Source organism: Marinobacter shunpengi (assembly GCF_045449715.1).
Classification (GTDB): domain Bacteria; phylum Pseudomonadota; class Gammaproteobacteria; order Pseudomonadales; family Oleiphilaceae; genus Marinobacter.
The window spans coordinates 65,609-78,197 of sequence record NZ_JBJJLA010000003.1 but is presented as its reverse complement, the minus strand read 5'-3'; the positions used below and the strand labels follow the sequence as shown (position 1 = coordinate 78,197).

Here is a 12,589-nt window from a genome sequence, read left to right as displayed (position 1 = left end):
GAAAAGCGGCTATCTTGCAAAATATGGAGTGTTTGGCGATGGATGTTTAGGCGCGTGGAGGAGATGAAGGGGATAATGATGGCCCGACCGCAGAACGGTCGGGCTTTGTGGTCGCTTATCGGTAGTTCTTGAGCACTTCCTTGGCGATGGCGTTACGGTGAACCTCGTCCGGACCATCCGCCGTGCGCAGGTGGCGGGCATACACCCACATATCGGCCAGGGGGAAGTCCTCGGTGTAGCCACCGGCGCCATGGGCCTGGATGGCCCAGTCGATCACCTTCAGGGCCATGTCCGGGGCGGCCACCTTGATCATGGCGATCTGCTGTTTGGCGACCTTGTTGCCCACCAGGTCCATCATCTGGGCGGCCTGCAGGACCATCAGGCGGGTCTGGTCAATGGCGATACGGCAGTCGGCGATGCGCTCGCGCCACACGCCCTGGTCGGCCAGGGTCTTGTGGAAGGCGACCCGTGAAGTCAGGCGCTGGCACATGATGTCGAAGGCCCGTTCGGCCTGACCGATCACCCGCATGCAGTGATGGATCCGGCCCGGCCCCAGGCGCCCCTGGGCAATCTCGAAGCCCCGGCCCTCGCCCAGGATCAGGTTGCTGGCGGGCACGCGGACATTATCGAACTGGATCTCCGGGTGGCCCTTGGGGGCGTGGTAGTAACCATACACCGGCATATCCCGGACAATGGTGACCCCCGGGGTGTCCTTGGGCACGATGATCATGGATTGCTGCTTGTGGCGGTCGGCATTATCCGGGTCGGACTTGCCCATCACGATGAAGAATCTGGTTTCCTCACCACAGCCGCCGGTGATAAACCACTTACGACCGTTGACGACATAGTCGTCGCCATCCCGCTGGATACGGGTTTCAATGTTGGTGGCATCACTGGAGGCCACTGCCGGCTCGGTCATGGCGAAGGAGGAGCGGATCTCACCGTTCAGCAGGGGGTTCAGCCAGGTCTCCTTCTGCTCCTCGCTGCCGTAGCGGGCCAGTACCTCCATATTACCGGTGTCCGGGGCAGCGCAGTTGAAAACCTCGGAGCTCCACAGGACCCGGCCCATGATCTCGGCCAGGGGGGCGTATTCCAGGTTGGTCAGACCGGGACCATATTCTTCCTCCGGCAGGAACAGGTTCCACAGGCCCTGTGCCTTGGCCTTTTCCTTCAACTCGTCAACGATGGGGACTTTGGCATACGCGCGGCCACGTTCTTTGTTGGCGGCCTTCTGCTGCTTGTAGGTTTCCTCGTTGGGGTAGATATAGTCGTCCATGAACGTCAGCAGTTGCTGGCGCAGTTCCTTGACCTTGTCGGAATACTGGAAATCCATGATCTGCCTCCTGGGCATCTAACAGTGATCGGTGGGCCTGAGCAGCGGAAGCTGTTCGGCGTCTGTTCAGTGGGATCACTATGGAGTGGGGTGCTGAATGAATCAACTGAATTATTCTGATTGAATAGTATAAGTTCTGCTTATTAATTGAGGTGCGGGCAGTCAATTCCGTCCGCCGGGGTGGCAAGGGGGGGCTTCCTTCGACCATACTGAGACAACATCCAATCTATCCTGAACAGATCAGAGGCGACGCATGACCAACAAAGAATTGCAGCAGCTGAAAGAGCGGTATGTGGCGGCCGGTGCAGCCAGCCCCAACGAGCAGTTTGCGGACCACGCCCGTAACGCTGAACTGTGGGATGCCGACGGCAAGCGGATGATCGATTTCGCTGGCGGTATCGGTGTGCTCAATATCGGCCATCGTCATCCGAAGGTGGTGGAAGCGGTCAAGGCCCAGTTGGACAAGCTGATGCATACCTGCCAGACCGTCATGCCGTATGAAGGTTATGTGAAGGTGGCAGAGAAGCTCAGCCAGGTGGCGCCGGTCCGCGGCCATGCCAAGGTGATGCTCGCCAACTCCGGCGCCGAGGCCCTGGAAAATGCGCTCAAGATAGCCCGCGCGGCGACCGGCAAGACCAACGTGATCTGTTTTGATGGCGGCTATCATGGCCGGACCTTCATGACCATGGCCATGAACGGCAAGGTGGCCCCCTATGCGTCCGATTTCGGCCCCATGCCCGGCACGGTGTTCCGCGCCCCCTATCCGGTGCCCTACCACGGTGTATCCGAGGATGAGGCGCTCCGTGGCCTGAAAATGGTCCTGAAGACCGATGCCAACCCCAGGGACACGGCAGCCATCGTGATTGAGCCGGTCCTGGGGGAGGGCGGTTTCTACCCGGCGCCGCCGAGCTTCCTGAAGAAGATCCGCGAGATCTGCGACGAACACGGCATGCTGATGATCGTGGACGAAGTGCAGAGTGGCTTTGGCCGGACCGGCAAGCTGTTTGCCATCGAACACAGCGGTGTCGAGCCGGACATCATGACCATGGCCAAGAGCATGGCCGACGGCATGCCCATTTCCGCCATTGTCGGTACCGACAAGGTGATGGACGCTTCCGGCCCCAATTCCCTGGGGGGCACCTACACCGGCAGTCCTACGGCCTGCGCCGCGGCCCTGGCGGTCATGGAAGTGTTCGAGGAAGAGGATATCCTCGGCAAGAGCCAGGTTCTGGGGAACAGGCTCGCCAAGCGCTTTGCCCAGTGGCAGGAGAAGTTTGACCATGTGGACAATGTGCGCAACCTCGGCCCCATGGCCGCCATCGAACTGGTCACCGACAAGCATGACTGCGAACCCCGTGCCGACCTGGCCGCCAAGGTCACCGGTTACGCCAAGGAGCACGGCCTGATCCTGCTCAGTTGCGGCATGTACGGCAACACCATCCGCTTCCTGATGCCGGTGACCATTGAGGATGAGGTGCTCGAGGAAGGCCTGCAGATTGTTGAGGACGCGTTGGCATCCATCGGCTGATCCCGGACGACGGTCAGGCTCCTGCCAGTGAGTTTTTCCTTCAGACAGTTGCGGTATTTCGTGGCGGTATCGGAGATCGGTTCGGTCTCCGGTGCCGCACGGGATCTCGCCGTATCCCAATCCACTGTTACGGAAGCCATCAAGGAGCTGGAAAGCGATCTCGGGGTGGTCCTGCTGGAACGTCATGCCCGGGGTATGGGGCTGACCCACAAGGGGCATGCGTTCCTGCGCCATGCCAACCGGATTCTGGCGGAAGTCAGTTACGCCAGGGGGGTGTTTTCGGAACAGGAGCAGGTAACCGGAACCCTGCATGTCGGGGTCACGTCGATCGTGGCGGGCTACGCCCTGCCGGATCTCCTGGCACGCTACCGGCGGGCTTTTAGTGGAACCGGCGTCCAGGTGGTGGAAGACGCCCCGGAATACCTTGAACACTACCTGCTCAATGGCGAACTGGATGTCGCCATACTGATCCTCTCTGCCCTTCAGGAACGCTCTGCCCTCAACACGGCAGTGATGGAAACATCACCCTTCCGGGCCTGGTTACCCATGGGGCATCGCCTGGCCAACGCGCCGGAAATTGACCGCGACGTTCTGCTGGAAGACCGCTTCATCCTGCTAAACACTGACGAGATCCGACTGGCAACTGCAGACCTGTGGCAGCGGGCGCGCCGAAATCCCCGCATGGCCATGCGAACGTCGTCGGTGGAAGCGGTGAGAAGCCTGGTAGCGACCGGAGCCGGTGTCTCCGTGCTGCCGGACCTTGTCTATCGCCCCTGGTCCCTGGAAGGAGACCGCATTGCCAGCGTCAACGTGGCGTCTCCGCTACCACCGGTGGAGGTTGGGCTGGCCTGGCGCCGTGGTGCCAAGCCTTCTGATGCCGCCCGAGCGTTTATTGATCTGGCCCTGGAGGAACCGGCCCTCCGCCATCGCTGACCACCCAAGCGTCCTTTCGGAAAACCCGATCACTCAATACCCTCCTGTTTTGCATTACATCCCACTACGTGATTCCACCTATAAATATCGGAATAACCGATATATGTTTTCTGATTTTATTTATGGCGATAGCTGAAGTGATTTCTATACTCGAAATGACCATCCGCATTCATGTCGCCATGAAAGACATGGTGAGCCCACACAGTTCGGGAGAGGAATCATGAAAAAGATAATGGTGTCGATGCTGACCACCACATTCTGTGTTGCCACGCTTGCCTCGGCAGCGGATATGAAAAAATCTGTCGGCGCAGGCGAGGGTGCGGTGGATATCGTGGCCTGGCCCGGCTACATCGAGCGTGGTGAAACCGACGAGAACTATGACTGGGTGACCGGATTCGAGGAGGAAACCGGATGTGAGGTAAGGGTGAAGACGGCCAACACCTCGGACGAGATGGTTGCCCTGATGAACGAGGGTGGCTTTGACCTGGTGACGGCCTCCGGTGATGCCTCCCTGCGGATTATATACGGCGACCGGGTACAGCCGGTGAACACGGACCTGATTCCCAGTTGGAGCACCATTGATGATCGGCTCAAGGATGCGCCCTGGCACACCGTGGATGGCGTTCACTATGGCGTTCCCTACCAGTGGGGGGCGAATGTGCTGATGTACAACACCGAGGTGTTCGGGGACCAGCCGCCAAAGAGTTGGCGGGTGGTGTTCAAGGAAATGACCCTTCCGGACGGTAAGTCCAACAAGGGGCGGGTCCAGGCGTTTGATGGGCCAATCTACATTGCCGATGCCGCCCTGTATCTAAAAGAACATCAGCCGGAACTGGGTATCGAGGATCCGTACGAACTGACCCAGGAGCAATATCAGGTGGCTCTGGACCTGTTGCGGGAGCAACGGAAGATCGTGGGGCGGTACTGGCATGACGCCTTTGTGCAGATTGATGATTTCACCAACGAGGGTGTTGTCGCATCTTCCGCCTGGCCGTTCCAGGCCAACATCCTGAAAGCTCAGGGGCAACCTGTCGCCACGGTCATACCGGATGAGGGTGCTACCGGCTGGGCAGATACCACCATGATGCACGTGGAGGCCCCCCATCCCAACTGCGCCTACAAGTGGATGGAGCACTCGCTTAACACCCGGCTGCAGGGGGATCTTGCTTCCTGGTTTGGTTCAGTGCCGGTGGTGCCGGCCGCCTGTGAAGGCAACGAACTGCTGGGTGAGAAAGGCTGCGAGACCAATGGCATGGAGAATTTTGAGCGTATCAGTTTCTGGCGTACCCCGGTTTCATCCTGTGGGGAAGGCAAACAATGCGTGCCCTACTACCGCTGGGTAACCGACTACATCGCCATCCTGGGTGGCCGGTAAGCCAGTCGAGAGTTCCATCGCCCCACTTTGCCGGGTGGGGCGATACGCATCAGGAGAGTTTCATGCCAACCACGGTCCGGAAGCCCATGTACGACACGGAAAAAGACGAGGTGAGCCCCGACCCGGCTGAACGGGTCAGTGCGGTGGAACTGTCGGGGATCAGCCGGCATTTTGGCACCGTTAAGGCGGTGGACCAGGTGAACCTCGATATCCCCGAGGGGGAGTTCTTTGGAATGCTGGGGCCGTCCGGTTCCGGCAAGACAACCTGCCTGAGGCTGATCGCGGGGTTCGAGCAGCCCACAGCCGGCCACCTGAAGATCTTTGGTGACACGGTGGATGGCCTTCCGCCCTATCGCCGCGCCGTTAACACGGTCTTCCAGGACTATGCCCTGTTCCCCCACATGAATGTGATCGATAACGTGGCCTATGCGCTGACGGTGCGCGGGGTAGGTCGCCGTCAACGGCATCGTCAGGCCATGGAGATGCTTGAACTGGTACGCCTGGGCGGGTTTGCGAAACGCCAGCCCGCGCAATTGTCCGGCGGGCAACGCCAGCGAGTTGCCCTGGCCCGGGCCCTGATAGGAAAGCCCAAGGTGTTGCTGCTGGACGAGCCCCTGGGGGCCCTTGACCTGAAGCTGAGGGAACAGATGCAGGTGGAACTCAAGTCCCTGCAGCGGGAACTGGGCATCACCTTTGTGTTCGTGACCCATGACCAGGGCGAGGCCCTGTCCATGAGTGACCGGGTGGCGGTCTTCAATCAGGGGCAGGTGGTTCAGGTGGGTACCCCGGAAGACATCTACGAGCGGCCCGAGCATCGTTTCGTGGCGGATTTCGTCGGTTCCTCCAACATACTGGAGCCGGAGCTCTGCCAGCGTATCGGTGCTCCCGAGGGGGTGTGGAGTCTGCGCCCGGAGAAAATCCACCTGGCCGACCAGTCGGTGTCCCGGGAAGATGGTGTAATCACCGTGTCCGCCACCATCAGTCACGTGCAGTACCAGGGTTCGGTGCGGCGGTGCGTGCTGTCCGTGGCGGGGCACTCGCTGTCCCTGTCGGTTCCCTCTGCGGTGGGTGGACTGGCTACCGGGCAGTCGGTCTATGCCCGCTGGAATCTGGACGACATGCACAGGATGGTGCCGTGATGTCTGACGACGGCATGGCAATCAACCAGCCGGCCGACGGTGTACTGGGCCGGGTATCCGACCTGCTGTTCCGGCGACCGGGGCTGTTGCTGACAATCCTGCTGGGGCCGCCGCTGATCTGGATTGGCGTGGTCTATGTCGGGTCGCTGGTGGCATTGCTGGTGCAGAGTTTCTATTCGATTGACGAGTTCTCAGGTCGTATCGTCCGGGAATTCACGCTCAAGACCTACGCGGAACTGTTGCGTCCCTCAAACCTCGATATCGTGTTGCGCACGGTACTGATGGCCGCGTCGGTGACCCTGGCATCCGCACTCATAGCGTTTCCCATCGCGTTCTATGCCGCCCGTTTCGCCCGTGGGTGGATCAAGGGGCTGTTCTTCATCGCCGTCATGCTGCCGCTCTGGTCCAGTTACCTGGTGAGGGTCTATGCCTGGAAACTGATCCTTGCCAATGAGGGCGTGCTCAACTGGAGCGTCGAGCGGGTGGGGCTCACCCCGCTGGTGGATGCGCTGTTATCCATGCCGGTGATTGGCGGGCCCTCGTTGTCGTTCAGTTATATCGGCACCTTTCTGGTATTCGTCTACCTGTGGCTGCCGTTCATGATCCTGCCGATCCAGGCGGCGCTGGAGCGGGTGCCGGGGTCCATGCTGGAGGCCTCGGACGACCTGGGGGCCCGGCCCGGGCAGACCTTCCGCAAGGTGATCTTCCCGCTGGCCCTGCCCGGTATCGTGGCCGGCTCCATTTTCACTTTCTCGCTGACCCTGGGGGACTATATCGCGCCCCAGATCGTGGGTTCCTCGCGACTGTTCATTGGCCAGGCGGTTTACATGCACCAGGGCACCGCCGGCAATCTTCCGATGGCAGCAGCCTTTTCCATGGTGCCCATCGTGGTCATGGCCATTTACCTCTGGATTGCGAAAAAGATGGGGGCCTTCAATGCGCTTTAGGAAGAGCCGTTCGGGCGCGTCGCTGAAGCTGAAAATCGGAGCGGTCGCCGGTTTACTGTTCTTGCACCTGCCTCTGTTGCTGATATTTCTGTATGCCTTCACCACCGAGGAAAAGAGTTACCAGTTTCCGCCCCCGGACTATACGTTGAAATGGTTTGCGGTGGTCTGGGACCGGCAGGACATCTGGGATGCGTTCGGCCTGTCCCTGAAGATCGCGCTGATCGCCACCGGCGCGGCCATCGTGCTGGGCACCCTGGCTGCGGGGGCGGTTGCCCGCACCCGGTTCTTCGGCCGTGAAACCGTGTCACTGCTGATTATCCTGCCCATCGCGCTTCCCGGGGTGGTAACCGGTATTGCGTTGCGCTCGGCCTTCGATATCGCCGATATTCCGTTTTCCTTCTGGACCATTGTGCTCGGTCACGCGACCTTCTGTGTGGTGGTGGTCTACAACAACGCGGTGGCGAGGCTCCGGCGTACATCGCCCTCCCTGCTGGAGGCCTCGCTGGATCTGGGGGCGAATGGTTTTCAGACTTTCCGGCATGTGCTGCTACCCAATCTTGCCACCGCACTGCTGGCGGGCGGCATGCTGGCCTTTGCCCTGTCCTTTGACGAGGTCATCGTGACTACCTTCACCGCAGGACAACAAACGACCCTGCCCATCTGGATGCTCAGCGAGCTGGTACGTCCCAGGCAGCGACCGGTGACCAACGTGGTGGCCGTGTTCGTGGTAATTATCACCTTCCTGCCCATTCTCATGGCTTATTACTTCACCCGCGGCGGCGAAGCGACCGCCGGGCAGGGTAAGTGACAGGCAATTCAGGCTAACAAGGAGATTTCCCCATGTCCCAGACAGGTAATGCAAGTGGTGCCCAGGCCCTGGATACCCGTTTATTGATTGGTGGAGACCTGGTGGCCGGAAACGGGCCGGAGGAACCCATACTCAATCCGCGTACCGCCGGGAAGATCATTGGTCTGCCCGAGGCCTCCGATGATCAGGTTAACCAGGCGGTTGCCGCGGCCCGCAAGGCTTTCCAGGGCTGGTCGAGAACCACGCCGGGGGAGCGTTCGCTGCTGTTGCTGCGGCTGGCGGACCGGATTGAGCAGCACGGCGAAACCTTTGCCCGGCTGGAGGCACTGAACTGCGGAAAACCGTTCCATATCGTGCTGGCGGAGGAGATCCCGGCGGTCGTGGACTGCCTGAGGTACTTTGCCGGCGCCGCCCGGTGCATGCAGGGAAGCGCGGCAGGGGAGTACATGGCGGGTCACACCTCAATGATCCGTCGCGACCCGGTGGGCGTGGTCGGCTCCATTGCACCATGGAACTACCCGCTGATGATGGCGGCCTGGAAAATCAGCCCGGCCCTGGCGGCGGGCAATACCGTTGTGATCAAGCCGTCCGAGCAGACACCCCTGACCAGCCTGCTGCTGGCACGGGTCGCCGCTGAAGTATTGCCTTCCGGTGTGCTCAATGTGATCACCGGTCGGGGGGAAAGTGTGGGTACATCCCTGGTCTGCCATCCGGATGTGGACATGATCTCGCTGACAGGGGATATCGCCACCGGCAAGAAGATCCTCACCAATGCCGCCAAGAGCGTGAAACGGACCCACCTTGAGCTGGGTGGCAAGGCCCCGGTACTCGTATTTGATGACGCCGATCTGGACGAAGTAGTCGAAGGCATCCGCACGTTCGGTTACTTCAACGCCGGACAGGATTGCACGGCGGCTTGCCGGATATACGCCGGAGCGGGGATCCACGACAGACTGGTGGAGAAGCTGACCGATGCGGTTTCCACCATCCGCTACAACCAGGGCAATGACGATGACAACGAGATTCCTCCCCTGATTTCCGAGCGGCAGCGGGACCGGGTAGCCAGTTTTGTTGAAAGGGCGGCGGAACAGTCTCACATGGAGGTGGCCGTGGGTGGTCGTATGCCCGATGGAAACGGTTTTTACTATGAGCCCACACTGATCACCGGGGCGCGACAGGATGATGAGATTGTCCGTCGGGAAGTGTTTGGTCCGGTGGTATCCGTTACCCGGTTCACGGATGATGACGATGTTGTCTCCTGGGCCAACCAGTCAGAATATGGCCTGTCGTCATCGGTGTGGACCAGGGACATTTCCAGGGCCATGGATGTCTCGTCACGCTTGCAGTATGGCTGCACCTGGGTGAACTGCCACTTCATGCTGGTGAACGAAATGCCCCACGGGGGCATGAAGCAGTCAGGATACGGAAAAGACATGTCGTCGTACTCTCTTGAAGATTACACCACTGTCCGCCATGTCATGATCCGGCACGGCTAGTCGCCGTAATGAACACAGGCAGTGGATTTCCTGTACAGGTACGGTATTCTCGGGATCAAGTTCAAACCTTTTGATCCCGAGGACACTTGGAATTCAGGATATGTCAGAGACCGGTCACGAAGCTGTGTTTTTCCGCGAGGGCGACGTTTTTGTGCCGACGGAACTGGGGCGCGGCCCCTGGAGCCCGGACGCGCTCCACGGGGGCGCTCCGGCGTCGTTGTTGGCGGGCTATGCCGAGGAGCAGGTGGGAGACCCGGACATGCTATTGTCGCGGCTGACCATGGAACTGGTACGCCCGGTTCCCATGGCGCCGCTGGCCATCCAGGCAAGTATGGGGAAGGGGCGCTCGGTCCGGCGGGTGGAAATGACCCTGACCAGCGGCGATACCGTGGTAGCCCGGGCCGTGGCGCTGTTCCTGCGTGCCGAACCCCTGGACATCGAAGCCCGGCTGGGCGGACACCCGCTACCGGGCCCCGACCGGTGCCAGGAACCCTTCGTGATTCCGGGTATGGAGCAGATGACCTCGTTCCACTACACCGCCATGGATATCCGTGTGGCCCACGGCCAGACCATGGGCCCAGGCCCGGCCGCAGGCTGGTTCCGCATGCAGTATCCGCTGGTTGGCGGAGAGAGCGTGTCCGCGGCCATGCGGGCGGTGGCCGCATCGGATTTCGGAAACGGCCTCAGCTGGATTCTTCCCGTTGACGAGTACACCTTTGTGAATACGGACCTGACCGTGTACCTGCATCGCCATCCGAGGACCGAGTGGGTTGCCCTGGATAGCCGTACGGTTATCGAACCCAATGGTATCGGCCTGGTCCGTTCGGAAATCTATGACGAACAGGGCCGTATTGGCACCGCTCAGCAGAATCTGCTGGTGCGGGCCCGGCAGGCCTGAGGACCTGTTACCGGACCCTGACCAAACCGTCATTGAAAGGCCATCACTTTACCTTGCCGGACCCCGTCGACCATGGCATAAACGGGCCTGACATTCATCGGTGGGGCATTTCCATGCGTCAGACAGTTTCCGGGGTGTTGGTCCCCTTGCTTATCATCGGCTTCCTTGCCTCCCAGGCGGTTCATGCCTCCCCTCTGGCGGAGTCGGTGGTTGAGGCGTCTCCCCTCGGGGCCATTGCGGACCAGTCTCCGGCCATGTTGAGGACAGGCATCCGTGATGGGCTGGTGGGCACCGGACAGGTGGACCCGTTCCTGGCGGAAACCATCGCCGGCATCGGCAGCCGGGCCTTCAGCCCGCAGCGGGTACGTTCGCAACTGGCCACGGCCCTGGCGGACGATCTGGGCAACGCCCAGTTGGAAGCGGTGAAGGACTGGTACGATTCGCCCCTGGGGCAGCAGTTGGCCCGGGCGGAGTCGCAAGCGGCGGCGCCCTCAAGCTGGGAGGCCATCCAGGCAGCCGGGCCGGCCCTGCGGGAACGATTCGAGGGCACGGCGCGCCAGCGGCTGTTCGACCGTTATGATCGGGCCACGGGTGCTACGTATACGGCGGTTGAAACCGCCATGGCGGTACAACTTGAACTGGCAGATTCACTGGCGTCGCTCAGTGAGGGAGATACCGTGGAATCCGTGCGAGCCCAGATCGAGGATAATCGCCCTGCGATTGAACGCCGGGTGGGCGAGCAGGTGTACCTGGCCTTCCTGTCCATGTACGAGGCGTTCCCGGACAAGGATCTCGACACCTATCTGACGTTCCTGGAATCTCCGGCCGGGCGGGCGTATACCGTCAGTGCGGGGGATGCGGTCCATGATGCCATCATGGAGCCCGTCAGCAGTGTCGGCAATCAACTGGTGCGTATGCTGGGGGCGGGTGGCCGATGAAGTGGTTGAGGATCACCCTGCGGTGGCTTTTCCTCCTGATACTATCGGTTATTGCCCTGGCACTCCTGTTGCTGTTGCTGTTCCGTTTTGTCAATCCACCCACCACGGCCTTTATCATGGCCTACCAGGCGGAGACCGGTAGCTTATCCGGCGTCCGCCAGACCTGGGTCCCCCTTGAGGAGATCTCGCCCTGGATGCCGCTGGCGGTGATCGCCAGTGAGGACCAGCGCTTCCTGAACCACTGGGGCCTCGACCTGGGGGCCATTGCCACCGCAGTCAATGCCTTCCAGGACGGTGACGGCCTCCGGGGAGCCAGTACCATCACTCAGCAGACCAGCAAGAACCTGTTCCTATGGGGTGGGCGAAGCTTCCTGCGCAAGGGTGTGGAGGCGATGCTGGCATTGGGGATGGACGGGCTCTGGCCCAAGCGCCGGATCATGGAGGTGTACCTCAATGTCGCGGAATTCGGTCCGGGAATCTACGGGGTCGAGGCGGCCAGCCAGGTGCATTTCGGCGTGTCAGCAGAGCAGTTGACGGCCACCCAGGCCGCTCGCCTGGCCGCGGTGCTGCCCAATCCCCGGATATTTGATGCCGGCGCGCCGACGCCCTATGTGTGGGAGCGGGTGTCCTGGATTCGCCAGCAGATGTCACAACTCGGTGGTACCGCGCTGGTGGGGGACTTCTACTGATGCCACTCAGCCGCTGAGCACTTCCCGCTCGAAACGCCCCAGCACCGTCATGGTGATCAGGGCGAAGGCCGACAGCAGTCCCGCCAGGGGCAGGTTACCGACGCCACTGGCAACACCGACGGCACCGGCAATCCAGATGGAGGCGCCGGTGGTGATGCCCTGTACACTGCCCCTGGCCTGGATAATGGAACCGGCGCCGAGAAAACCAATGCCCCCGATCACGCCTTCCACAATGCGGGTTGGATCTATCCTGGCGGAAGGATCCCCGGTGGCCGTGTCAAACAGGATCTGCATACCCACCATCACGAAGGCGGCGGCCCCCATCGACACCAGCATATGGGAGCGCAGCCCCGCCGGTTTGCCGCGCAATTCCCTTTCAAGCCCAAGCAGGAAGCCGAATCCTGTCGCAATGGACAGGCGAATCAGCATGTCGAGGAACGGTAGCTCGGATTGATTCATGGGCGTCAGTCTCCCCGGGAGGTGGTGGACACAAAAGCGGGCCCGC

12 protein-coding genes are annotated in these 12,589 nt (G+C 61.0%); 10 read left to right on the top strand and 2 right to left on the bottom strand.

Going from position 1 to position 12,589, the window contains the following annotated elements; all coding sequences use genetic code 11:
* Positions 1-115: 115 nt before the first annotated feature.
* Positions 116-1,333: an acyl-CoA dehydrogenase family protein gene (locus ACJO3T_RS00720; RefSeq protein ID WP_406964040.1), complete on the bottom strand. Its 1,218-nt coding sequence runs from the start codon at positions 1,331-1,333 to the stop codon at positions 116-118.
* Between the two features lie 253 nt (positions 1,334-1,586).
* Between ACJO3T_RS00720 and gabT the strand changes: the two genes are divergently transcribed.
* The 10 genes from gabT (at position 1,587) to mtgA (ending at position 12,084) form a co-directional block, all read left to right on the top strand.
* The gene (gene gabT, locus ACJO3T_RS00715; protein WP_406964041.1) at positions 1,587-2,861 is read left to right on the top strand and encodes a 4-aminobutyrate--2-oxoglutarate transaminase; all 1,275 of its coding nucleotides are present in this window, start codon (positions 1,587-1,589) and stop codon (positions 2,859-2,861) included.
* 27 nt (positions 2,862-2,888) lie between these two features.
* The gene (locus ACJO3T_RS00710) at positions 2,889-3,794 is read left to right on the top strand and encodes a LysR family transcriptional regulator (RefSeq protein ID WP_406964042.1); all 906 of its coding nucleotides are present in this window, start codon (positions 2,889-2,891) and stop codon (positions 3,792-3,794) included.
* A 220-nt stretch (positions 3,795-4,014) separates the two neighbouring features.
* On the top strand, positions 4,015-5,169 hold the full coding sequence (locus tag ACJO3T_RS00705) for an ABC transporter substrate-binding protein (RefSeq protein WP_406964043.1): 1,155 nt from the start codon (positions 4,015-4,017) through the stop codon (positions 5,167-5,169).
* 86 nt (positions 5,170-5,255) lie between these two features.
* Entirely contained in the window at positions 5,256-6,308 is a 1,053-nt protein-coding gene (locus tag ACJO3T_RS00700) for an ABC transporter ATP-binding protein (RefSeq protein WP_406977611.1), read from the top strand.
* Positions 6,308-7,255, top strand: a complete 948-nt coding sequence (locus tag ACJO3T_RS00695) for an ABC transporter permease (RefSeq protein ID WP_406964138.1) — start codon at positions 6,308-6,310, stop codon at positions 7,253-7,255. The genes ACJO3T_RS00700 and ACJO3T_RS00695 overlap by 1 nt, the downstream gene beginning before the upstream one ends.
* Entirely contained in the window at positions 7,245-8,063 is an 819-nt protein-coding gene (locus tag ACJO3T_RS00690) for an ABC transporter permease (RefSeq protein ID WP_406964044.1), read from the top strand. The genes ACJO3T_RS00695 and ACJO3T_RS00690 overlap by 11 nt, the downstream gene beginning before the upstream one ends.
* A gap of 68 nt (positions 8,064-8,131) precedes the next feature.
* On the top strand, positions 8,132-9,559 hold the full coding sequence (locus ACJO3T_RS00685; RefSeq protein ID WP_406977610.1) for a gamma-aminobutyraldehyde dehydrogenase: 1,428 nt from the start codon (positions 8,132-8,134) through the stop codon (positions 9,557-9,559).
* A 100-nt stretch (positions 9,560-9,659) separates the two neighbouring features.
* Positions 9,660-10,457 (top strand): thioesterase family protein, encoded by a 798-nt coding sequence (locus ACJO3T_RS00680; RefSeq protein WP_406964045.1) that lies wholly within the window; start codon positions 9,660-9,662, stop codon positions 10,455-10,457.
* 113 nt (positions 10,458-10,570) lie between these two features.
* Positions 10,571-11,395: a DUF2059 domain-containing protein gene (locus ACJO3T_RS00675; protein WP_406977521.1), complete on the top strand. Its 825-nt coding sequence runs from the start codon at positions 10,571-10,573 to the stop codon at positions 11,393-11,395.
* Positions 11,392-12,084 carry a monofunctional biosynthetic peptidoglycan transglycosylase gene (mtgA, locus tag ACJO3T_RS00670; RefSeq protein WP_406964047.1) on the top strand — a complete coding sequence of 231 codons (693 nt, stop codon included), beginning with the start codon at positions 11,392-11,394 and terminating at the stop codon, positions 12,082-12,084. The genes ACJO3T_RS00675 and mtgA overlap by 4 nt, the downstream gene beginning before the upstream one ends.
* Before the next feature lie 6 nt (positions 12,085-12,090).
* Here mtgA and ACJO3T_RS00665 read toward each other — a convergent pair whose 3' ends face one another.
* Complete coding sequence (locus ACJO3T_RS00665; RefSeq protein ID WP_406964048.1) at positions 12,091-12,543, bottom strand: MgtC/SapB family protein; 453 nt, start codon at positions 12,541-12,543, stop codon at positions 12,091-12,093.
* Positions 12,544-12,589 lie beyond the last annotated feature (46 nt).